This is a genomic window from Gloeotrichia echinulata CP02 (assembly GCA_038087035.1).
GTDB lineage: Bacteria > Cyanobacteriota > Cyanobacteriia > Cyanobacteriales > Nostocaceae > Gloeotrichia > Gloeotrichia echinulata.
On record CP051187.1, the window covers coordinates 4,354,551 to 4,377,022 of the forward strand.

Here is a 22,472-nt window from a genome sequence, read left to right on the forward strand (position 1 = left end):
CCCAATCCCCATTCCCCAGAGGTAAAAAATGATTAATCAATATCAAGCTGATGTTTTAGTAGTCGGTGGTGGCACCGGTGGCACCGCTGCAGCAATCCAAGCAGCGCGACGGGGTGCGAAAACTATTTTGGTGAGCGAATTTCCTTGGTTGGGAGGAATGTTAACCTCCGCTGGGGTATCTGTCCCCGATGGTAATGAATTAGAAGCATTTCAAACCGGTTTATGGGGTGCCTTTTTACAAGAATTACGACGGCGCCAACCGGGAGGATTAGATCACAGCTGGGTGAGCTTTTTTAGTTATGACCCGCGCATTGGTGCGGAAATTTTTGCCGATTGGGTGCAGGAATTGCCCAATCTGCAGTGGATTTCTTGCCAAGTGCCATTAGAGGTTTTCCGTGAGGGTAATTGTATAACTGGCGTCAGGTTTGCTGATTTTATTGTCAAGGCAAAAATTACTCTTGACGCCACAGAGTTAGGCGATTTATTGCCTTTAGCTGAGATTCCTTATCGCTGGGGCTGGGAATTGAAATCGGAGTGGGGAGAACCAAGCGCACCAGATGATTTTAATTCTCTCACAGAAAGATATCCCGTGCAAGCCCCTACTGGGGTGGTGTTAATGCAAGATTTTGGTGCAGAAATTGCTCCAGAAATTCCCCAAGCGCCTAATTATGATCCGTCTTTGTTTGCTGGGGCTTGGGATGGCTATGGTCCAGAGACATTTTTAAATTATGGACGTTTACCTGGGGGTCTATTCATGATGAATTGGCCGATTTGTGGCAATGACTACGGCGAAGGGTTAGGGCGTCTGATAGAGTCAGATTCCTCTAGAAGGGAGTTTATTCAAGAATGCCGCTGGCACAGCCAAAATTTTGCCCATTTCATCCAAAATCAGCTTGGTCGTCGCTACGGCTTGGCGCAAGATGTCTTTCCCAGTAACCAGCCTGCGTTTGGCTTGCATCCCTATTACCGAGAAAGTCGCCGGTTGGTGGGATTAACCACTATCCGCGAACAGGATATTTTGCCCATGTCTGGGGGTAGGGTTGCATCTTTGCAGCCAGATGCTGTTGCTATTGGTAACTATGCGAATGACCACCATTATCCTGGTTTCACCTGGCCACTACAACCGAAATCTATCCGTTGGGGGGGACGTTGGACGGGAACGCCCTTTACTATTCCCTATAGTAGCCTGATTCCATCTGCCACAGATGGTTTTTTGGTCTGTGAAAAGAATATATCTGTTTCCCATATTGCCAATGGAGCAACCAGATTGCAACCTGTGGTGATGGGTATAGGTCAAGCAGCGGGAATGGCGGCTGCTATGTGTGTTGAGTTGGACTGTCAGCCGAGGGATTTACAAGCATTGGCGCTGCAAGCAGCTTTATTGCAAGATGAGCGCTCAAGAGCGGCAATTATTCCTTTATTTAATTTACTACGGAATAATTCGGGATGGCTGGACTGGCAAATGTATTACTTAAGTAATCCAGAAGCCTATCCACTGAGTGGCAATTATCCTGCTTTATCTTTGGTTACGTACGATCACTCAGATGATGATCAAGTAATATTACGGCAATGTAAATGTTTTGTAGGGATTTTTCATCGCCAAGATCAGCAAGACTACAGATTCGTTATCACAGCCCCGGTGAGTAATCAAGGACAAACTTGGCAGCTTGTGACCTTGCGATCGCATATTGATCAACAGCTACAAGCCTATCCCCATAAGCAATTGCTCCAAATTTGGGGTCGCCCGAATGCCTCTGGTAATTGGTTACTAGTGGAAAATCTTGAGGAATTATCGATGTGATTTATTTTCAGTAAAAAACAATACTTTTTACCAAATTATCCGGATGCAGTAATGAAAACTAAGTAGCAGTAATCTAGAGAGTTCTAAAATAGACATCTGCTATGCGTGCTGCAATTTCACTTTTAGTCTCGGGTTTGGTGTTCGGCTCCTTAGCTTTGAACTGCCAAGGAATGGTCTATCGCTTTTCCAATCTGCGCCTTTCCCCCTCTGCTTCACAACAGCTGCTCTCAGTGAAACCTAAACCTAAGGCCAATCAGCCAGAAAAGCCTGCACCGCATCGCGGTAGTGGACGCAGAGAGTTAATGGAATATTACGGTAACATTCATCCTGCTGTGTAACAACCCCACGCTCAGTACTTCTGTAGACGCGGGATTTCTATTGTACTAAGAGATTCATAGTACAGTCAGTTGGGATGTTATATTTAACATCCTTTTACACAGTTTCTCTAGTTGAGATATGACAGTTGATCTACTGACCAAAAAAATGGGATTCAAGCCCCGTCCTTCTAGGACGGCTTTATGATAAAATTCAGGTATAGTCGCCATAGGGCATTGGGAGACTTTAAACGGACATGGAGGGATGGTAAGACCACTTGTGGCGCAACCCAGCGCGAAGTGTCAAGGAATCCTCGCTCCTTTAGGAAGAGGAGGTATGTCAAAATTTCCGCATTTGCCCAGTAGTTTATCCGTAAGCTCTGTATATATAGTCCGAGTAAACCTTTGTATTTATAGGGCGAAGCATACTGCCTGTATTAACTGCATCACCAACTTTCAGTTCTATTCCCTCTGATCTCAAGGATGTCATTCAGACTATCCATTGAGGTCAAGGGCATCTAATAGTTCCAAATCACATAGTCAAACATAGTCAGACTTATGCAATTTAGCTTTAAGCGACTCTACTTTCAGCATGGACACGCTTAAATAGTGGAGTTATCCGCCTTGGATGTACTACCAGACACCCCCTATCCCTTAGAATAGACTGGAGACAGTCAAATCCTTCAGGATTACTTTTTCTGCCGATGTTGTACCCTGCGTTCACGTCGGCATGAATCTTCAAACCATTTTTACTGATATACCACGCACGTTTGACACGTTTTCCTGAGAATACATGCTTGATCTTGTTGTTAGGTTGATAAATTGGGATGATGTCCCAATCAATCGCTGAAGCCTTACTTGTGTAAGATTCTTCTGCTACCTTAACGGTAATACCGACTCTAACTAATTTATAAGTCAGCATTTCGATAAATTTAGCATGTGGTATCTGAGTAAAATTTTGGTTTGTACGTTTACCTAAATTAAGACGTGTTTTCCATTGTTCGTTTTTCCCGATTGAGACGTGAGTTACACCAAGAGATAGAAGTTCATCCACAATCATTTTTGTGGCTTGATGTAAATATGAAGAAACAAATTGATGGCGATTACGAACGATGTTTGCAATTCGCCTTGACCGAGCTTTCCTATTGGGTAGAAAACCTCGAAACTTGGCAATCTGCTTGTTATAAAACTGGTTGGCTGATTTCAATGGTTTACCATTTACAATAATTGGTTGTATTGCTAGATCATTGAAAACAATCGTCGCTAGATTATCTAAACCAATATCTATCGCCGCATTCAGTTCAGGATTCAAACTACAAAAAAACTCTGACAACTCGGTAATTTCATAGACTATTTCGATAACGAAGCATCCAGTTTTTGGGATAATTCGTACCTCACACAAGTCCTCAAACTTTAGTCCAGGCTTTACTGGAATCCTGATTGGCGACATTGATGGGATAATGAAACCTTTATTAAATTCTCTTTTACCAATTGCTTGATTATTGAATTTCACTAAGTTTTTGTCATCAACATAATTAGGTGGTTTTGGTCTACCAGTGAACTTAGTTGGTTCAAGTTTATAAGCCACTAATGCTTTGTAGTAAGCAATCCACGCATCTGCATTCTGTTTTAATACGAGTTGAGCTACTTTTGCGCTTATTGCTTTGTAGTTCTCGTTTTGTTTGAATAAAGTGTCTAAGCTAGCTTGTGATTGAGTTCCCCATCCGTAGAAAAAACCTTGACGCTGAGTGAATTGAGCAGTGTTGTAAAGCTGCCGAGAAATAGTGGTAATGTCACTACAATAATCAAACCAGTCATGTCCTTCTTTGATTATGTGCTTTTCTACTTGACGCATATTTATACTGAGCGTAGTCAAAGTATTGATCAACTTTGGCAATGAAATTAGTATATCATTCAAGATCCAGTAAGATATGCTTGACTAGAAAACTTAATCAATCTGTTGGAGAATTTAAGGCTTCTACAATTTTTTCGGTTTTGCGCTTTGCCCTGATATCCTGGAGTTTAGACTAAGCTATGCAAAACGACCCAGCAGGGCTGAGTTAATCAGAGACTTAGCGAAATTATGAATAATCTTTAGTATTAAACCGCAACTGATGGCTCTTTACGTGGTCGTGTTACGGTTTTTTTTACAATCGGGCATCGGTTTTTACGGTGGCGCTTTTTTCCTGCTTCCCAACCAGGGGACTTTCCGCGAGGTTTGGGTGGAAGGGCTGGAGTACCAATCACCGCAAAAACTCCACCCATAGCTTGAGCGACTCGTCCAGGAGTCAAATTATCGAGTGACTTCTGCCAACTGTCTTTTAGACTATATCTGACTATGCTAGACTATATTTTGTTTAAAGTTTTATCATACCATTTGGGATTTGAGATTTTGGATTTTGGATTGTGAAAGAGTTATTCAATAATAGCTTTCAGTTATCGATTTGTCGCCATTATTGTTCAACTTGGTATATGACCGAGATTTTCGAGGCTAGAACAATAGCCTTCCCCTAGCTCCACTTTATTCCCTCAAAGGTTTTCTCATGCGTCGAGCATTTGATGCTCTACTCTAGGAAATATTTTTCGCTCCGGTATATATTTGGCATCCTTTGCCGATGTATGAAATAGCTTTCGCGTTAGAAAACTTGCAAAAATCAATCTACCAACTAACAGTTGTTGACTGTTGACTGCTAACGGTCAACAGTCAACAGTCATTCTCAAGCTGGTTTATGAGCGATGAAATACTTGCTCATAAAGTGGAATTCTGTCTCAATATTTTCAAAGCCTGCTTTCTCTAAACGTTCTACTAAGTTATCAGTAGTGTAATGCCTGTAGTAGGGTTCATGGTATGTTTGGGAAAAATAGTTCATAACAGGAGCAAATTCAGGTGAATCATTCAACTGAATTGAGTCACAAATAATAAACACTCCCCCTGGTTTTGTCACACGAAAACATTGCTCAATCACTGTTTGACGCACTGTCGCTGGTAACTCGTGAAAGAGGAAAACAGAAGTTACAGCATGAAAGTAGTCATCTAGGTAGGGTAACTCTTCGGCATTTGCTTGTAAAAGTTGGGGTAATTCTCCCAGAATGTGGGTTAGTAATTCATTTGCCTTTCGCAAATAAGTTGGTGACAAATCCGTCCCAAATAGGGATGCTTGAGGTAAGGCCGACCGAATCAGCTTCAGAGTCCGCCCAGTTCCACAAGCTACATCTAGAATCCGGATTTGCCGTGGTTTAACAGACTCAAACGCTTTTATTCCTTGCTTTAGAGGAGCCAGAATACGCCTTCGCATCGCATCAGCAGACCCACCAAAGAGAATTTCCACCTGCAAGTCATATAAATTGGCTGACAAGTCGCTCAAGTAGCCATTGCTTTGGTGATGGAAGTTCTGCACGTAGTAGCTGGGATATCCATCTGTCTCGATTTCCGGTGCAAAATCTTGATATTTATTTTTTTGCTCCCGCTCCCAGATTTGAGGTAAATCTAGCCATACAAGTGGATAAAAGCTCAAAAAGTCTTCCCAAGGGTTATCAAACAGTGAGCTATTGGGATATATACCCTGTTCAGCATCCTGCCAATCTTTTTCTAGTAGCTGATTCAGCCTTTGTTGCAGTTGGAGTACAACCTCGTTTGCGAAAGGTTTGGTATTCTGTTCAAAGGTAGGATAAATTAGGCTTCTCAGGCGCGAACTTAAAATTTTGTGAGCCAGACTAAAGTAATTTTTGCCGTGTTGAAGGGTCTGATAACTGAGCTTCGTTAAAGTGTCAGACATGAAAATAACTTAGATATTTGTGACATTAATTGCATAAATGTAAATAATTGTAACTAATTAATGATTATCAGCGATTAATTTTAAGAAACAAGTAGTCAATTATTAATTTTTGTTAAGAATTTAAATTCTGTAACTTAAGCTACAGAATTTACGCTAGATTAATTATTGAGAGAGTAAGTCAATCAAATATAACTAAAAAACTAGGGAGAACAGAGTATGTCTATTCAAGAAAAATCTCGTGCAATCATGGCGCGTCAATATCAGCAAGTTAAGAATCGTCAACAATCAATGCTGATGCGTTCTGCACAAGAACTCGGTTTTCATGAAGAACTATCTCACTACTGGAACCCGATTCAAGGGAAGATAGATCCTACTACACGCATGATTTATGGACACAGCAACGCGACGATGAGCTAGTAGGCATCACATTTTCAGTAGGGGCGCAAGGCCTTACTTGCGCCCCAAAAGCGTGGTCTATTTAGCCGAAATTAGCCGAAAAACGCTGTAACAGCCTGTCTTTACGGCTATGTTTTTGTAGGGGCTTGTGTCTGTGTGAAGTACTCCGGCAAGATCCGCTGAAGCCGGAGCTTCAAAAGAAACAACCATCATCGTTTCGCGTCTCGTTCGCCGTTGCTCTGTTGGGCGTACTCATTTTACTTCGTTGAAGGTGGGGACTTCCGTGATTCCGTTAAGCAAAAAAAGCCACCCTTGAGGGTGGCAGAACATATAGCGTCAAATACAATACTTAATTAAAGAATCATTAAGCATCGTAATAGAGGTAAAACTCGTAGGGATGAGGACGCAGCTGCAACTGCTTGACTTCGTTAGCTAGCTTGTAGTCAATCCAGTTTTGGATAAAGTCTTCGGTGAACACGCCTGATTCGGTTAAGAAAGCGTGATCCTTTTCTAGTGCTTCCAAGGCCAATTCTAAAGAACCGGGAGTAGAAGGAACCTTCGCCAGTTCTTCTGGAGAGAGTTCATAGATGTTTTTATCTAAGGGTTCACCGGGATGAATTTTGTTCTTAATCCCATCGATACCTGCACATAGCATGGCTGCAAATGCCAAGTAGGGGTTAGAAGTAGCATCTGGACAACGGAACTCTAAGCGCTTGGCTTTGGGGTTAGTTCCAGACAGAGGAATCCGCACAGAAGCCGAACGGTTTCCTTGGGAGTAAGCCAAGTTCACGGGTGCTTCATAACCAGGTACGAGGCGCTTGTAAGAGTTGGTGCTGGGGTTGGTGATTGCCAACAGCGCTGGTGCGTGCTTGAGGATACCACCAATGTAGTACAATGCCATGTCACTCAAACCAGCATACTTATCACCTGCAAACAGAGGCTTGCCATCTTTCCAGATAGACTGGTGAGTGTGCATCCCGGAACCGTTGTCACCAAACAGTGGTTTAGGCATGAAGGTAACGGTTTTGCCGTATTTCTTGGCAACGTTCTTGATGACATATTTGTAAATCATCAACCAGTCAGCAGCTTCGATCAACTTACCAAAGCGGAAACCGAGTTCGCACTGACCACCAGTAGCCACTTCATGGTGATGCTTTTCAATGGGTACACCTAGTTTTGCCATTGTTAACAGCATTTCTGTACGGATATCTTGGAAAGAATCCGTGGGCGAAACTGGGAAGTAACCTTCTTTAAAGCGTGGTTTGTAGGCTAGGTTAGGGCTTTCATCTTTACCGGAATTCCAACTACCTTCTTGAGAGTCTAAGAAGTAGTAGCCTTCGTTAGCGGTTTGTGCAAAACGGGCACTATCAAAGATAAAGAATTCTGCTTCAGGGCCAAAGAAGGCTGTGTCACCAAGACCAGTGGACACGAGATAATCTACTGCTTTCTGAGCAATAACCCGTGGGCAACGGTTGTACCATTCGCCTGTACGTGGTTCTTTAATGCTACAAATTATACTTAATGTCGGAACTTTATCAAAGGGGTCGATCCAGGCAGTGTTCGGATCGAGAACCATTGTCATGTCCGATTCGTTGATCGCTTTCCAACCCCGGATGCTGGAACCGTCGAAAGGTACGCCATCAGTGAATGAACTCTCATCGATTTGGTTCTGGTACACAGTCAAGTGCTGCCAAGTGCCTACTGTATCGATGAATTTGAGATCAATCAGTTCAATCTTTTCGTCTTGAATTTTCTTCAAGAGTTCTTGTGGGGTTGTCATTATAACTCCTTCTCTGCCAATTAACTAAACTAAAACCAGAATCTTTAAACCATGCTGACCCTGCTGTGATGAACTAAATTGTCGCACACCTGCAATATCCTAAAGAGTAGACATTAGGAAATTTTGTAGCCTTTGTTACAGAATCTTGAATTTGCAACTTAAATTAACCTTTCCGTAACCATTTGCACAAAACAGGAAAGTTCATCTCATGGGGACAACTTTGGCATAGAATCCTTTAATAGCGGATAGATTGTTTTTGTGCCAAATCCAAATATATATATTTTTTTATATATTTTGATTAATTGGCACAAAAGGCTGCTGGTGCGTAACTGCAGCCAAATAAATATCAAACCATAAATAGTAATGATTGGGAGAAAAAGAAATGCGTGATGCAGTAACAACTTTAATTAAGAATTATGACGTAGTTGGGCGGTATTTTGATCGGAATGCGATCGACAGCCTCAAGTCTTATTTTGAAAGTGGTACAGCTAGAGTCCAAGCAGCGGCGATAATCAATTCCAATGCGGCTGGAATTGTCAAGCAGGCTGGTTTGAAGTTATTTGAAGAACTGCCAGAGTTGATACGTCCTAGTGGAAATGCGTATACAACTCGTCGTTATGCGGCTTGTCTGCGAGATTTAGACTACTACCTGCGCTACGCCACCTATGCTTTAGTTGCGGGTAACACAAATGTGTTGGATGAGCGCGTGCTGCAAGGGCTGCGGGAAACTTACAATTCCTTGAGCGTACCTATTAGTCCGACGGTTCGTGGTATCCAAATTATCAAGGATATCGTTAAGGAACAAGTTGCGGCGGCTGGTGTAGCTAATGTTGCCTTTGTGGATGAGCCATTTGACCACTTAACCCGTGAGTTGAGCGAGACTGATATTTAGCCAGTCACAAAAACATCACGGGTCGTGTAGAAGCCACTTGGCAATAGATGCGTGGAGGAAACACGCCACGGCTTGTTTTAACAAGTGTGGAAAATGATATGATCAAATTGTGAGTAGGAATAACCATCTACGTGTTGAAGTGTTTTGTAAGGAGTAACCCCTGATTTACCTCGCATTCGCACAGGTTGCGATTCTGGGTAAAACTTGTAATGGGAAAACATGAAGCGTACCGAACTGGCGTTGTGATGGACTCGGAAAACAAAAAAAAGAAAAGTAAGCGCAATTGCAATACCTTTGGGTAGTTGTTTTGAGCGTCTAGGGGGATACTTGACTATCCCTTTTAAGCAAGTCTTAAAGAATCTCAGTGTCTTTAGACCTGAGAGTGTCAAAGGCTACCCTACAAGAAAGATAATAGAGCGATCGCACTTTGACTTCTTGCCAAGGTGCGTTTGCTTTTTTCCGTAGACGCGGGGTGGGGCTTTAGCATTGCTAAACCGCTACGTCCCCCACCCTATGGGTAGATATACGCGACAATAGAAGTTGCCCATATTTGAGGCGCTAGCTATGGAAGAATTATTAACCCTGAAAGACTTGCTGGTTCAAGGCGATGTTCAAGGCGCTTTGATGATTGTGGAAGAATTAACCGAAATGAGCCGAAATGATATCATCAAGACGATTCGTAGCTATGCTGTGATTCTCCTGTTGCATTTGATTAAACAACAAGCTGAAAATCGTTCTACTCGCTCTTGGGATGTGTCAATTCGGAATTCTGTTAGGGAAATTCAGCGAGAAAATAAGCGGCGTCAGGCTGGAGGTTATTATCTCACACCAGAAGAACTATGGGAGACTTTGGTAGAAGCTTATTCAAATGCCATTGATCAAGCTTCCCTGGAAGTTGAAGAAGGTCGTTATGAGCTAGAGGAATTGGAAAAGCTGGTTAACCAAGAAGAAATTCTCAATCGTGCTTTAGGTCTAATATTACCAGGAGAGTCCAGTTAATTGGTTAAACAACGACTTGATATATTATTAGTAGAGTTAAATTTATGTGCTTCTCGCGCCTTAGCACAGCGGCTAATTCAAGCGGGGGAAGTGACTGTTAATCAGCAAGTTGTTGATAAGGCTGGTACAGAAGTTGATATTTTAGCTCAAATTAAGATTAAGGAGCGATCGCGATTTGTTTCTCGTGGCGGAGAGAAACTGGCGAAGGCTTTAGAATTCTTTACAATTCCTGTAGCGGGACGTATTTGTCTTGATGGTGGAATTTCTACAGGTGGCTTTACTGATTGTTTGTTACAAGCTGGCGCAATAAAAATTTACGGTATTGATGTCGGTTACGGACAAGTTGATTGGCGTCTGCGAAATGATCAGCGGGTGATTTTGCGGGAACGTACCAATTTACGACAGCTACAACCAGCCCAGTTGTATGCTGAGGGTGATCCGATTCCTGATTTGGCAGTAGTCGATGTCTCGTTTATTTCATTAAGTAAGATTCTACCTGCTTTGTGGTCACTGACGCAACCTCCTAGAGAAGCAGTTTTACTAGTCAAGCCACAGTTTGAAGTTGGAAAGTCTCGTGTGGGAAAAAAAGGCGTGGTGCGCGATTCTCATGACCAAGCAGACGCGATTTTCCAGGTGTTGCAAGCGGCTCAAGCGCTAGGATGGAAATACAAAGGATTAACTTGGTCGCCGATTACTGGACCTGCTGGAAATATCGAATATCTTTTATGGTTGAAAATGGAAAGCGAAACACCAGCGCCAGATTTAGAAGCAATTGAGCAAATTACTCAATCAGCAATAGCTGATTTGAGATAAAATTAGACATCATAAATTAAACATTCAATCGCCTCTGGGTGTTCTTCACAGTAAGTTTCGAGTTGGGTTTTGCGTTTTTTTGTTTGCTGTTGATGGGATTTCTCAGCTTGCAATTCTTCCACAATATCCCACGCTACAGCACAGTCAGGAGAATTATCACCGTTTTGCTCACAGGTTGTACGAGCTTCAACAGTGGCGTCTAGAATGGATTTCTCAAGAGTTTTACTTCCATTTAGCTCGGCGTTAACAGCAGCTTGAACTACTTCTGTTGGTTTCTGCATGATAGTTTTACCTTTTTGTATTGAGATAGAAAGAGGACTTACAAAAGTGTCACAGTCAAGGTATCTTGTAGTGTTGACTGTTGACTGTTAACTGTTAACTGTTAACAGTCAGTAGCCTCCACGGATATTTTTCACACCCTAATTAGGATTGCTATAGTTCAATACAGTTCAGTTAAGGAAAATTGTCGTAGGGGCACGGCACGAATAAAATTGTCATTAGAAGAAAAAATCTTGGATGTTCCCTACAGTGTATATCATTAGAGCCTAGCTGAACTGTATTGTGCTATAGTTAGCAAAATTTGAGTTATAATCACCCTTGCCTAATCTTTAATGCGACCAAATGTCAAGATTAAATTCACTAGTAATCACTAGTAAAAACGAATCAATTTTTCAATTTTGTATCTGAGATTGCCAAGCTAAATAAATTCTCAGAAGACTTTGGTAGAAGTTGCTTAACTCTAATATAAACAGCGTAACAAATAGAAAATCAGGTTTTAGTTATTCTCTATACTTTTGTGGCTTGTCCATGATATTATTGCAGCCAAAAATTCCTGTTATACCTGTCATTACCAGGAATATACAGCCAGGATAAGCTTATCTAATTTGGCATCAAGTATACTAAACAAACTGGGAGGCTCCGCCTCCAGTAGCTTGACAAGAGGCAGAGCCTATGAGAAGATATTCCCAGGATGGAGGCTGGAAGACGACACAAGCCTTTGGGATTATCTTAGTGCCATTCGGTCGAGGGAGTTACATTTAAACATCGAAAGTTGCCGGTGGCTTCAGATTCCACCATTTTTCGGTAAAGGACTCCCGTAGGACATTAGTGCCGCAGTGTACGTCCCCGAATTCCCGAAAGTAGACATCAAAGTCATCAAGAAAGTGACAAACTAGACCAAGCTTGCCTAGAACATCCTCTACATAAGCTTCAAACTGGCATTTACCCTGGACTTTTGGTCCGTAGGGTTTGGCAATGCCAAGATGCTTACCGAGGACAATCATATTCACCATATTCGGCAGGTAAGTTTCCGCTTTAGCGAGTTTTCCCGACTCATAGAGGGCTGGTAAGTCGATAATATCCTCTTCTTCGAGTCCTAGTTCCTGCTTGAGTACCATGCGATTCCAGTCAATGTATCCCTGGTAACGGTAGTTGTCGCCAGCAAGATCTTTTAGATCGAGCAACTTGGAAACGCTGATATCGGCTCGTTTTCGTCCCAGTTCCTTTCCTTCTCGGAGGAGGGCACGACCATGACCATCTTCGTCTAAACCCTTCAATAGAGCATAGCATTTATTTGGACTCGCCAGCAAGAGTTTAAATCCTTTGGCAGTAGGTGCAGGCACAAAGCTCATAAATTCATCCACATGACCGACAGTTAGCCAGTCCGAATAAACTTCAATCGGTGCCTGTACCTTCTGGGCATAGAGAAAGTCACGCACCGCCCGCATTAAGCGCCGCCCCGCCGTCGCTACAGGCATTGCTCCTCCAAAGATAATCCGACCTAGAGGATAGTCAACCCCATTCACTGTGACGGGAGGACTGACCTCCAGATTGCCAAAAGAATCTAGGGAATTGGGCTTGTCTTTACCCCGCGTGACATAACCGAAGTCCGGTCCGAGAAGTCCCTTCTCTGGGAAGATATCTAGGCCTCGATTGCGCGGAGAATCGAGAACCACGGGGAGTTTTATCCGAGCAGATTGGGAGTAGCCAATTTCGGTCTCGTCCTGCATCCATTTATCGCCTCGGTTTAAATCGGGCGGGACTTCCACCAATTTGGCACCGGCTTCCTTGACGACCAGAGCGAGACTGCGAATAAACTTTTGATTCGAGCCGTCCGCTAGCCGAGAAACGTAAACTTGGATAGGCCGGAGGGTGTTGGGGGTCATGATCCACGGCGCGACCCGAAAAACAACGCGATCCGAGTAAAGTTGTCGCTGACGGCGAACTAGGCTCAGGTTGATGGTGACCAGTCCATCAAACCCTACATCTGGATACTGTAGCCCCTCTACTACCAGCCGGATCTCTCGCTGAATATCTGGTAAGGTTGTTGTGGGAACACCTGGACCGAGCAACTGACGACCCCCTGGGGTGAATCTGTCAAAGACGCGGATGCGTTTAGCCGCATCATCAGTGACGTGCAAGCGCAGTTCACAACCAGCCGGGAGAACGTCTGGTCCGGGTTGGTTAACGACCATCCGGCTGAGATCTTTGAGATCGAGAGGCCCGTTAATCCGGTCATCTAAAAAATCCGAGCGATCGCTGGGGCTATTGCGATCCTGATCGTTGTTCACCAGGAGGACGGCACCATGTCCATCGGGACCCCATCGCCAATGGGCTTTATCAGGGCTATCTTCCTCAACCCGGTCGTCTCGATCCGCGTCTACATCTAGGCAAATTCGGAGGGCGGTCAACCGAAGTCGGTAACTGACAAGGGTTTTATCCTGTCTGTCCAAGAAAGAAATCTTGAGGGAGCGATCGTTGATAGCTTCACTGATATTTTGAGCAGAGATAGCAATCTCAGCGGGCGCTTTGTCTAGGGATAGGATGGTTCCTACGGGTAACGGCTTATCTAATGACAGTGAAGCTACTTCAACTTCACCCGAAACATCAATTCGCACGGATATAGCTTTTTCTGGGGCTATCTCACGAATGGCTACTCGCTCCACCTGACCAATGACGAGGACATCCTCATAGGTTTGGGTTCGTATATCCGACTCAGGCTTTGTCTGAGCAGGCTGCATGAGAACGCGAGATAGGTTTAGGAGAGTTCGCATATTTTTCCTTTACGTTTCTATGGGAGTACCAAAAAATAAATTACCCAATATTTGAGTCCGTAGGGTGCATCAGTACTAGTAATCTGTTCCTATTTTCAGGTTTTCTCGCTGCTGAGACACCCTACAAATTGGATATTTTTTTACTTGGAAGTGCTTATATAGGTGATCTGTGAAGTTTTCAAATCACACGAATTTTGTCAATTAGAAATTATACTGAAAACTTTGGCATTGTAGAGGTATTAAGATAACTCTTGTATTGAATTTTGCCAGCGACAATGTAATGATGTGGTGGATCAAGATTACGCCTAGGCGTAGCCCTCCTTCTCTATGAGACATTGTGCGAATGGCATCGCTTACCTAATTACCTAAAAATTTTGTTTCCAACCCTGAATATACAGCACTTTGGATGTCAATAGACTATGGTAGGGGCGCAAGGCCTTGCGCCCCTAGGTTGACAACAAATTTCACAGGTCACCAAATTGTCCGCCTAATTCCTGACGCAAACGATACAAAATTGTATTGGGTTCGACTTGTGAAAGAATTTCTTGAATTACGGTACTTGCGCCTAATTGTCCCCAAGTACAGCCTTGTTCGAGATAGACTTGTGCAGCTTTACCTATGGCGTAGGCGCCATAACCGGCGATACCAGCCTGGGCGATCGCACTGCCGGCAAAAGTAGTAATATTGATGGGATTATCACCGCTAGTTAAAGCAGCAGTACTCTTCCCTAAACCTAAGAGAAAACTACTACCTAATTCACCTAACAATAAGCCACCGGAACTCAATAAAATCGTTCTGAAAATCTTTCCGGCTTCATAACCTGTGATTGGTAAACCATATAACCGTGCTAGCGAACGAATTAATAATAAATCAGCAATAGCGCCGCCAATAATATCTAAAAAGGCAATAGGATTTAGACCAACTGCCAAGGCTTTATACTTAGTAAATTGCCAGATAATTTCTTCAGCTTCTTGTTCGCGTGAGTCAATGGTTTTTTGGGCGATCGCAGCTTCTGCATCCCGTGCTTGAATCAGTGCATTTAAAGCCAACAGCGATCGCCCCTCACGATTGAGAATATTGAGAATAGTCTGCTGTAGTTCTTCTATTTGCTGTGGTGGTGTCTCCAATTCATAACTGACGCGACCATCAGGCCATTCCACCCTTACTTCCATTGGTGCTGGTTCAGCAGCCACCATGACAATTTCATCCGGTAGTAGTGGCTTGGCTTGGGGAGCCACTGCGGTCTTGGGGTTTCCCAAGGTAGACCAAGTGGCGTGATGACCTGCACCCAATTGTTGTAAATTTTTGTAAATCGCTGCGCGATCTGTATCTGGGTAGAGGTCTATCTTATTAAACACCAAAATCAGGGGTTTTTGTGACTGCCGCAATTCTAGTAGTGCTTGATACTCTGTTTGGGTAATATCACCAGAAACTACAAATAAGATTAAATCAGCCTGAAACACCACATCTCGCGCCATTTGCGCCCGTGATTCGCCCTCAATTTCATCTAAACCAGGAGTATCAATTAATTCTACCTGAACCTTACCGCCAGGCTGCCATCGTACCGAACGAGGCCATTGGGTGACACCGTTTAACGGGCCTGTTTGCAAAATTCTATCACCCAGCAAGGCATTCAACACCGCCGACTTGCCACGACTCACCAAACCAAAAGCAGCAATTCTAATCACGTTCGAGTCTAGCTTATTGAGTGTGGCGCTCAAAGCTTCTAATTCCGGCTTCACCAAACCAACTAATTCCGGGTTCGATGACAGCTTTCCTGATTTACGAAGATATCCATACCAAGACAAAGCTTGGCGGAGACTAGCACGAGCGCGGTTTAAATGAGTTTCTTGCAGGTTATTACGCACTGGGTTGGCTGGAGTCAAACGATTTTGGATTTTGGATTTTGGATTTTGGATTGACCCCGACCACAAGGGTACCTTGCTCGAGGATTTTGGATTTGGGATTTTGGATTTGTTAGGCACACAAGGGGCTTTGCTCGAACCGAAACAATCTAAAATCTAAAATCTAAAATTGGCTTGGTCGAGATGAAATAGAGGTTATACCATTTCACCAAAACTCTGATACATATAGATTTCCCGTAAGGGCACGGCAATGCCGTGCCCCTACCAACGTATTTGTATCATACATATAGATTTCCCGTAAGGGCACGGCAATGCCGTGCCCCTACCAACGTATTTGTATCATACTTAAAGTGAAACGGTATTACTTCTCTATTTTCGTCTATAATTTCTATTCTAGATTATAAAAGAAGGAATAGGGAATAGGGAATAGGGACTGGGGACTGGGGATAATATCAATTCAAACCAATTCAAAAAATATTTGCAACACATCGATAATCTGTAGGGGCGCAAGGCCTTGCGCCCCCAATACTACTTAATGTCGAGACTGAATTTGCTTAACTAATTCATAAAAAGGTTGCCAATTATCTTCTTGTGCTATTGGTTCCCAAATTGATTCAATCACAGGTCTTAATAATACCGTTTTGGGATTTTGCACAGTCAATGTTTTGGCAATTGTATCTAGTTGATCTGGGTCAAAATTATTCAAAATTTTGTGGTATAAAATTGACCAATTATCAAAAATTGCCGAAGCTCCCGCAGCGGGTGCAATATCTGAACCATGCAGCACAAAACCAGGGTCATCTCGCCATTTAGACGAAAAGGTACGAGCGATTTCATAAAAGAACTGATGATAACCAACTTGGCTATTTTGTAAAAATTCAATCGTTAGCTGTAAAAGCTCATCGGCTTCTGGATATGGTAACTGCTCAAAACCCAACTTCTTCAACATCAAACAGCGGTATTCAGCGTGATAATAATCATCAAATCTGGTTAATCCCGCTGCTAAATCTCCTTGGTCAATAACTGACTTCAATGGTTCCTGAAGAAGTTCTAAATTTAATTTACAAATACCTGGTTGATGGCTGTAACAATAACGTCTATAATAGTCAAAGTATGCAGCGGTAAAATATGGGTCATAAGTAGGAATAAAAGCATAAGGGCCATAGTCAAAACTTTCCCCCGTAATCGACATATTGTCAGTGTTTAGAACTGCATGACAAAAGCCTGCTGCCATCCATTGCGCTACTAATTCTGCAACTCGTTTGACTAATTCGGCATAAAATAGGGTATATTTATCTTGTTCGGCGATTAAATGCGGGTAATACTGCTCAATTACATGGTCTAACAGCTTTTGGGTTAAATCTGAACGTTTGAAATAATGCAATCGTTCAAAAGTACCAAAGCGAATATGAGAAAGGCTCATCCTAATCATGACAGATGAGCGCGTAGGTGAAGGTTCATCACCCCGCCACAAAGATAAACCTGTTTCAATCATACTCAAACAGCGAGAAGTGCGTACACCCATATGGTGTAATGCTTCTGCTGCGAGAACTTCTCTCACTCCACCTTTGAGTGTCAGCATACCATCGCCACCACGGGAGTAGGGCGTTTTACCAGAACCTTTTGTACCAAAGTCGTATAATTCACCATCAACACCGCGTACTTGTCCATAGAGAAAACCTCTACCATCCCCTAAAGCCGAGTTATATTCACCAAATTGATAGCCGTGGTAACGCAGCGCCAACAATGGTTTACGTTCTGCAAATTTGCCAAATGCTGTGATAAAATCTTCGTCTGTGACTGCTTGGGGATCTAATCCTAAACGGGGTAGTACTGCGTCATTACGCCAGCGCAGGATATGTAGAGGAAATTCCGCTGCAGCTACTTCGTCATAATAGTCATTACCTAGAGATTCTAAAGCACTTTCGTAGTTGAGAGTAAGAAAAGGATTGGGAGTTTCTGCCAAAGTCATTAGGATTAGAGTTTAATTTATTCTTCCTTTTATAGTACCTCTGTTAAGTAGGTTGACGGTTGACGGTTGACGGTTGACGGTTGACGGTTGACGGTTGTTATTTGTTATTTGTTATTTGTCTCAATCGCCAATCGCCAATCCCCAGTCCCCAATCCCCAATCCCCAATCCCCAATCCCCAGTCCCCAGTCCCCAATCGCCAATCCCCAGTCCCCAATCCCCAATCCCCAATCCCCAATCCCAATTTATGGCATTTGCCAGTTAGGATTTGTGAGACTAGTCATGATATGATCTTGCCACTGTCCGTTAATTAACAAATAGTCTCTAGCGTATCCTTCAACTACAAAGCCGAGTCTTTTGAGGACATTACCGCTACGCTGATTATGGGGCATATAATTGGCCATGATGCGGTGTATATTTAATTCGTTAAAGACATACTGAGTTGCTGCTTTCAAAGCTTCTGTCATATAACCCTTACCTTGTTGAGCTTCCGCTAGGCTATATCCTACATAACAAAATTGGGCGGCTCCCCGGACAAAATTAGTAAAATTGATAATTCCAATAATTTTAGCTATATTTCTTTTTGGGGAAATACATAGTTTTAAAGAATGGTCATTGATAAATTCCAGTAAATTGCTCTCAATTTGATATTGCCAATATTCTTCCGTGAAGAAATTATCAGTCCAGGTAGGGTAAAATGGCGTTAAATAGGTTTTGTTAACAGTAAAGTATCTTACAAGTTCGTGTATATCCTCTTTGATCGCCAGTCTTAATAACAGGCGATCGCTCGATATCAAAGGTAGTTCTGACTGCATAAAGTAGCAATTATCTGGGAGATGTTGCGGGTTCGTACAATGAAAAATTCAAAAGCCTGGGAATATAGGCTTTTGAAACATTGTATTTGCTTGATTTTTACCACTCACCATCAAGAACATTTTTGGGAGTTTGTAAGTTCTCTCATCCCTAGTTTATTTGGGAGAAATTTTTTGTCAAATACAGTAAAATTGTTATAGCATGAATTAGTCAGATTAGCATTGGCTAAATTAGCTCCCCGTAAGTCAGTACCCCGCAAGTCTGCGCGAGTGAGATTAGTACCTTGCAAGTTAGCAGATTTTAAATTTATACCTTGTAAATTAGCTCCCACGAGATTGGCTCCAAAAAGCAGTGGTGCTTGATGTCTCGATGAGACTTGGAGTAAATTTGCATCTTGTAAAAACAAAACGACATAGCGCTGGCGTCCTGGATCTAACTCCTGTAAAGTAGCCTGAGTCATCCCCCGAAAAATAGATAATTTATCTTGAACAAGTCTGGGATTTTTTTCTAACATAATCTGGGTCATCGTCTTGAGGTAATCGGAGAGGATAGCTTGACGATGATAATCAGCAGTTAATTCCACCTTATTAGCGAAAAATCCTGGGAATTGGTATAATGGTTGGTTTAATCCGTTAGTGATATTTCCCACAACAATCATGACAAAAATGACTGCTGTCAGAATCACGCCACCGATAAGTGGCCAGACTGCTTCTTTGGGAATTTCGATAGAAATAATAACTGATTTTAATATTTCTATAGTTCTGATAACATAACTAGTCAAAGGAATTGGTGTGGTAGCGGAAGATGCTTTAGACGGTTTAATGATTTCGTGAGGCTGTGTCTTCATAGATTTGCAAGCTTTAGAAGAAATATGTGACGCAGTTTACAGAAATATCATGAGCATTGCCCACAATTCATAAATTTAGCAGGAGCAGCCTTGGGTGGGCTATCCTAGGGCGGTGAGAAAACTCAAAAGTAACAAAATAGTAATGGCTTTAAAAATACCAGATGAACTCTTTTATTTCAAATATTAATGTGAGTATTTGTACTGCCAATCTGCCACATCACGAAAATCTTGATAAGCTGATGTCTAATATTTACAAGTTTAATTGTTGTAAGTTCAGTCTACAAAAAGGATAAAGATGTCGGTGGGAATACGCTACGATTGGCAGAAAACAGAGATCCAGGCGATATATAATACACCATTGCTAGAGCTGATTTATCAAGCTGCTAGCGCGCATCGCCAATATCATGACCCCAAACAAATACAGGTCTGTAAGCTCATCTCTATTAAAACAGGCGGTTGTCCCGAAGATTGTAGCTACTGCGCTCAATCTTCCCGCTACAAAACAGAAGTCAAGCCCCAAGCACTTCTAGAAAAAGAAACAGTAGTTAGTATAGCGCAAACAGCTAAACTCAAAGGTGTCAGCCGCGTTTGCATGGGTGCTGCTTGGCGTGAGGTGCGGGATAATTCTCAATTTGAGGTAGTCCTAGATATGGTCAAGGATGTTACCGCAATGGGTTTAGAAGTGTGCTGTACTCTGGGAATGCTGACTGCAGACCAAGCCAAGCGATTGGAAGATGCAGGATTATACGCCTACAATCATAACTTAGATACTTCACCGGAGCATTATAGCACAATCATTTCCACTCGAACTTACGATGATCGCCTAAACACAATTGAAAATGTCCGTCAAACAAATGTTACCGTATGCTCAGGCGGCATCCTCGGTTTAGGCGAAACCGTAGATGATCGTGTAGGAATGTTACAGACACTGGCAAATTTACAGCCGCATCCAGAATCCGTCCCAATTAATATTCTCTCCCAAGTAGAGGGCACACCCTTAGAAGATCAGCCAGATGTCCCCTTTTGGGATATAGTGCGAATGATTGCCACAGCCAGAATTGTCATGCCAACTGCTGATGTGCGTCTCAGTGCCGGTAGAGCCAGACTTTCCTCAGTTGAACAAGCCTTCTGCTTTATGGCTGGTGCAAATTCGATCTTTTCCAGCGACGACAACAAAATGTTAACAGTGACAACACCCTGTCCAGATTACGACGCTGACAAAGAAATGCTGAATTTGCTGGGAATGGAAATGCGTCCTCCTGTACAAAGAGACGCGAAAGTGGTAATTCCAGCCGTTGTCGGTTAAATAACAATACAGCAAATATACCACGCTGTAGGGGCACGGCAATGCCGTGCCCTTACGAGGATCTGTGATACAAGGGCACGGCAATGCCGTGCCCCTACGAGGATCTGTGCTACAGTACCTTAGCAGCACGCAGACCGAACAACAGAGTCACAGCGATCGCCAAAAATATACCACGCGCTTGGGGCACGGCATTGCCGTGCCCCTACGAGGATCTGTGCTACAGTACCTTAGCAGCACGCAGACCAAACAATAGACCAACAGCGACACCAAAAATATACCACGCGCTTGGGGCACGGCAATGCCGTGCCCCTACGAGGATCTGTGCTACAGTACCTTAGCAGCACGCAGACCAAACAATAGACCAACAGCGATCGCCACGAACAAAGCCAAGAAACCGATATAAGCTACAACTGCAAACATTTACCTTTCTCCACAATACTTCAATATCTATATTGAATCATTTGTCATTGGTCATTTGTCATTGGTCATTTGTCATTGGTCATTTGTCATTGGTCATTTGTCATTTGTCATTGGTCATTGGTCAGTTGTCCCCAATCGCCAATCGCCAATCCCCAATCGCCAATCGCCAATCCCGAACTCCCCAATCCCTAACGTCCCAGATTGCGATAGAATACAGCGCACTGGCGCTTGTTTGAGGGTGGGTAATGAGTTCTGTGATTAATGTCAATTTACCACAGCAGTCTTATGAGATTGCGATCGCACCTGGAAGTTTAGACGAACTGGGTACACATTTAACCAGTTTGCAGCTAGGCTCAAAGGTACTAGTGGTTTCTAATCCGACGATTTTCAAGCATTATGGAGAAAGAGCGATCGCTTCGCTCAAAGCCGCTGGTTTTGAAGTAGCTAGCTACAATCTCCCAGCGGGTGAACACTACAAGACTCTCAACTCGATCCAAAAACTCTACGATATCGCCTTAGAAAATCGCCTAGAACGTTCCTCAACGATGGTGGCTTTGGGGGGAGGTGTAATTGGTGATATCACAGGCTTTGCAGCCGCAACCTGGCTGAGGGGAATTAATGTCGTCCAAGTGCCTACTTCCCTCTTGGCAATGGTAGATTCTTCTGTGGGGGGTAAAACTGGAGTGAACCATCCCCAGGGGAAAAACTTGATTGGCGCATTTCATCAGCCACGCTTCGTATTAATTGACTCAGCGGTTCTGAAAACTCTCCCGATGCGCGAATTTCGGGCGGGAATGGCGGAGGTAATCAAATACGGCGTCATTTGGGACGCTGAATTGTTTACCGAATTGGAAGCCAGTAAACACCTGAATCAAATCCGCTACGTTAAGCCAGAACTGATTGAATACATATTAAATCATTCTTGTCAAGCGAAAGCCGATGTCGTGGGAGAAGATGAGAAGGAAGGCGGACTGCGGGCGATTCTTAACTATGGTCACACCATCGGCCATGCAGTTGAAAGCGTTACGGGTTATCGAGTAGTCAATCACGGTGAAGCCGTTGCCATTGGTATGGTAGCAGCGGGGCACATAGCTACACAACTGGAATTGTGGCAAAAAGAAGATACAGAACGCCAAAACGCCTTAATTCAAAAAGCCGGTTTACCCACGCAATTACCAGCAGGGGTAGATATTGAAGCCATCATTGAGGCGTTGCAATTAGATAAGAAAGTCCAAGGGGGTAAAGTGCGGTTTGTCCTGCCTACACAAATTGGTAAAGTAACAATTACCGATGAGGTGCCAACGGATATTATCCGCCAAGTGCTGCAGACAATGCAAGCAACTTCATAAATTACTCTCCCCCCTCCTCGCTTGCGGGGAGGGGCTGGGGGTGGGGGTAAATGCGGTGTTGCGGATATGTAATTACAA

Annotated in this window: 21 protein-coding genes; 9 read left to right on the forward strand and 12 right to left on the reverse strand. The window is 43.2% G+C overall.

The features are described 5' to 3' along the window. Positions 1 to 28: 28 nt before the first annotated feature. Positions 29 to 1,801, forward strand: a complete 1,773-nt coding sequence (locus tag HEQ19_19185) for an FAD-dependent oxidoreductase (GenBank protein ID WYM01303.1) — start codon at positions 29 to 31, stop codon at positions 1,799 to 1,801. 170 nt (positions 1,802 to 1,971) lie between these two features. After that, positions 1,972 to 2,139, forward strand: a complete 168-nt coding sequence (locus tag HEQ19_19190; GenBank protein WYM01304.2) for a hypothetical protein — start codon at positions 1,972 to 1,974, stop codon at positions 2,137 to 2,139. Between the two features lie 547 nt (positions 2,140 to 2,686). On the opposite strand, the gene HEQ19_19195 is transcribed toward HEQ19_19190, so the two are convergent. The 3 genes from HEQ19_19195 to HEQ19_19205 all read right to left on the reverse strand — a co-directional run bounded on the left by HEQ19_19195 (position 2,687) and on the right by HEQ19_19205 (position 5,891). After that, positions 2,687 to 3,970, reverse strand: coding sequence for a transposase (locus tag HEQ19_19195; protein ID WYM01305.1), 1,284 nt, complete (start codon positions 3,968 to 3,970; stop codon positions 2,687 to 2,689). Positions 3,971 to 4,215: 245 nt separating this feature from the next. Further along, positions 4,216 to 4,407: a hypothetical protein gene (locus tag HEQ19_19200; GenBank protein ID WZI66960.1), complete on the reverse strand. Its 192-nt coding sequence runs from the start codon at positions 4,405 to 4,407 to the stop codon at positions 4,216 to 4,218. A 425-nt stretch (positions 4,408 to 4,832) separates the two neighbouring features. Then, complete coding sequence (locus HEQ19_19205; GenBank protein WYM01306.1) at positions 4,833 to 5,891, reverse strand: methyltransferase domain-containing protein; 1,059 nt, start codon at positions 5,889 to 5,891, stop codon at positions 4,833 to 4,835. 216 nt (positions 5,892 to 6,107) lie between these two features. Here HEQ19_19205 and HEQ19_19210 point away from each other — a divergent pair, with 216 nt between their 5' ends. Next, a complete protein-coding gene (locus HEQ19_19210) occupies positions 6,108 to 6,308 on the forward strand; it encodes a hypothetical protein (GenBank protein ID WYM01307.1) in 201 nt (66 codons plus the stop codon). 343 nt (positions 6,309 to 6,651) lie between these two features. Here the strand turns inward: HEQ19_19210 and glnA are convergent, their stop codons facing one another. Continuing rightward, positions 6,652 to 8,067 (reverse strand): type I glutamate--ammonia ligase, encoded by a 1,416-nt coding sequence (gene glnA / locus HEQ19_19215; protein ID WYM01308.1) that lies wholly within the window; start codon positions 8,065 to 8,067, stop codon positions 6,652 to 6,654. Between the two features lie 382 nt (positions 8,068 to 8,449). On the opposite strand from glnA, the gene apcB reads away from it, so the two are divergent. The 3 genes from apcB to HEQ19_19230 all read left to right on the forward strand — a co-directional run bounded on the left by apcB (position 8,450) and on the right by HEQ19_19230 (position 10,771). Then, entirely contained in the window at positions 8,450 to 8,959 is a 510-nt protein-coding gene (gene apcB / locus HEQ19_19220) for an allophycocyanin subunit beta (protein ID WYM01309.1), read from the forward strand. A gap of 564 nt (positions 8,960 to 9,523) precedes the next feature. Continuing rightward, on the forward strand, positions 9,524 to 9,958 hold the full coding sequence (locus tag HEQ19_19225; GenBank protein ID WYM01310.1) for a DUF29 family protein: 435 nt from the start codon (positions 9,524 to 9,526) through the stop codon (positions 9,956 to 9,958). Beyond that, the gene (locus HEQ19_19230; protein ID WYM01311.1) at positions 9,959 to 10,771 is read left to right on the forward strand and encodes a TlyA family RNA methyltransferase; all 813 of its coding nucleotides are present in this window, start codon (positions 9,959 to 9,961) and stop codon (positions 10,769 to 10,771) included. It begins immediately after the preceding gene. A gap of 2 nt (positions 10,772 to 10,773) precedes the next feature. On the opposite strand, the gene HEQ19_19235 is transcribed toward HEQ19_19230, so the two are convergent. The 7 genes from HEQ19_19235 to HEQ19_19260 form a co-directional block, all read right to left on the reverse strand. Then, positions 10,774 to 11,052 (reverse strand): Calvin cycle protein CP12, encoded by a 279-nt coding sequence (locus HEQ19_19235; GenBank protein ID WYM01312.1) that lies wholly within the window; start codon positions 11,050 to 11,052, stop codon positions 10,774 to 10,776. A 756-nt stretch (positions 11,053 to 11,808) separates the two neighbouring features. Then, positions 11,809 to 13,824 (reverse strand): protein-arginine deiminase family protein, encoded by a 2,016-nt coding sequence (locus HEQ19_19240; GenBank protein WYM01313.1) that lies wholly within the window; start codon positions 13,822 to 13,824, stop codon positions 11,809 to 11,811. A gap of 464 nt (positions 13,825 to 14,288) precedes the next feature. Beyond that, positions 14,289 to 15,692, reverse strand: a complete 1,404-nt coding sequence (locus HEQ19_19245) for a GTP-binding protein (protein WYM03505.1) — start codon at positions 15,690 to 15,692, stop codon at positions 14,289 to 14,291. A gap of 529 nt (positions 15,693 to 16,221) precedes the next feature. Beyond that, positions 16,222 to 17,661, reverse strand: a complete 1,440-nt coding sequence (locus HEQ19_19250; protein ID WYM01314.1) for a YdiU family protein — start codon at positions 17,659 to 17,661, stop codon at positions 16,222 to 16,224. Between the two features lie 104 nt (positions 17,662 to 17,765). Further along, the gene (locus tag HEQ19_31185) at positions 17,766 to 17,897 is read right to left on the reverse strand and encodes a hypothetical protein (GenBank protein WZI66961.1); all 132 of its coding nucleotides are present in this window, start codon (positions 17,895 to 17,897) and stop codon (positions 17,766 to 17,768) included. 7 nt (positions 17,898 to 17,904) lie between these two features. Further along, positions 17,905 to 18,474, reverse strand: coding sequence for a GNAT family N-acetyltransferase (locus HEQ19_19255; protein WYM01315.1), 570 nt, complete (start codon positions 18,472 to 18,474; stop codon positions 17,905 to 17,907). A 110-nt stretch (positions 18,475 to 18,584) separates the two neighbouring features. Then, positions 18,585 to 19,319 carry a pentapeptide repeat-containing protein gene (locus HEQ19_19260; protein WYM01316.1) on the reverse strand — a complete coding sequence of 245 codons (735 nt, stop codon included), beginning with the start codon at positions 19,317 to 19,319 and terminating at the stop codon, positions 18,585 to 18,587. 295 nt (positions 19,320 to 19,614) lie between these two features. Between HEQ19_19260 and bioB the strand changes: the two genes are divergently transcribed. Next, positions 19,615 to 20,625 (forward strand): biotin synthase BioB, encoded by a 1,011-nt coding sequence (bioB, locus tag HEQ19_19265; GenBank protein ID WYM01317.1) that lies wholly within the window; start codon positions 19,615 to 19,617, stop codon positions 20,623 to 20,625. A gap of 324 nt (positions 20,626 to 20,949) precedes the next feature. Here the strand turns inward: bioB and petL are convergent, their stop codons facing one another. Continuing rightward, on the reverse strand, positions 20,950 to 21,045 hold the full coding sequence (petL, locus tag HEQ19_19270) for a cytochrome b6-f complex subunit PetL (GenBank protein WYM01318.1): 96 nt from the start codon (positions 21,043 to 21,045) through the stop codon (positions 20,950 to 20,952). 32 nt (positions 21,046 to 21,077) lie between these two features. Here petL and HEQ19_19275 point away from each other — a divergent pair, with 32 nt between their 5' ends. Together HEQ19_19275 and aroB are read left to right on the forward strand one after the other, a co-directional pair. Then, positions 21,078 to 21,281, forward strand: coding sequence for a hypothetical protein (locus HEQ19_19275; protein ID WYM01319.1), 204 nt, complete (start codon positions 21,078 to 21,080; stop codon positions 21,279 to 21,281). A 9-nt stretch (positions 21,282 to 21,290) separates the two neighbouring features. Further along, positions 21,291 to 22,394 (forward strand): 3-dehydroquinate synthase, encoded by a 1,104-nt coding sequence (aroB, locus tag HEQ19_19280; protein WYM01320.1) that lies wholly within the window; start codon positions 21,291 to 21,293, stop codon positions 22,392 to 22,394. Positions 22,395 to 22,472 lie beyond the last annotated feature (78 nt).

Coding starts and splice junctions, on each gene's coding strand:
- HEQ19_19260 (WYM01316.1), bottom strand. CDS start 19,319: ATGAAGACACAGCCTCACGAAATCATTAAACCGTCTAAAGCATCTTCC.
- petL (WYM01318.1), bottom strand. CDS start 21,045: ATGTTTGCAGTTGTAGCTTATATCGGTTTCTTGGCTTTGTTCGTGGCG.
- aroB (WYM01320.1), top strand. CDS start 21,291: ATGAGTTCTGTGATTAATGTCAATTTACCACAGCAGTCTTATGAGATT.
- HEQ19_19225 (WYM01310.1), top strand. CDS start 9,524: ATGGAAGAATTATTAACCCTGAAAGACTTGCTGGTTCAAGGCGATGTT.
- HEQ19_19190 (WYM01304.2), top strand. CDS start 1,972: ATGGTCTATCGCTTTTCCAATCTGCGCCTTTCCCCCTCTGCTTCACAA.
- apcB (WYM01309.1), top strand. CDS start 8,450: ATGCGTGATGCAGTAACAACTTTAATTAAGAATTATGACGTAGTTGGG.
- HEQ19_19235 (WYM01312.1), bottom strand. CDS start 11,052: ATGCAGAAACCAACAGAAGTAGTTCAAGCTGCTGTTAACGCCGAGCTA.
- HEQ19_19205 (WYM01306.1), bottom strand. CDS start 5,891: ATGTCTGACACTTTAACGAAGCTCAGTTATCAGACCCTTCAACACGGC.
- HEQ19_19210 (WYM01307.1), top strand. CDS start 6,108: ATGTCTATTCAAGAAAAATCTCGTGCAATCATGGCGCGTCAATATCAG.
- HEQ19_19255 (WYM01315.1), bottom strand. CDS start 18,474: ATGCAGTCAGAACTACCTTTGATATCGAGCGATCGCCTGTTATTAAGA.
- HEQ19_19250 (WYM01314.1), bottom strand. CDS start 17,661: ATGACTTTGGCAGAAACTCCCAATCCTTTTCTTACTCTCAACTACGAA.
- HEQ19_19195 (WYM01305.1), bottom strand. CDS start 3,970: ATGCGTCAAGTAGAAAAGCACATAATCAAAGAAGGACATGACTGGTTT.
- bioB (WYM01317.1), top strand. CDS start 19,615: ATGTCGGTGGGAATACGCTACGATTGGCAGAAAACAGAGATCCAGGCG.
- HEQ19_19185 (WYM01303.1), top strand. CDS start 29: ATGATTAATCAATATCAAGCTGATGTTTTAGTAGTCGGTGGTGGCACC.
- HEQ19_19240 (WYM01313.1), bottom strand. CDS start 13,824: ATGCGAACTCTCCTAAACCTATCTCGCGTTCTCATGCAGCCTGCTCAG.
- glnA (WYM01308.1), bottom strand. CDS start 8,067: ATGACAACCCCACAAGAACTCTTGAAGAAAATTCAAGACGAAAAGATT.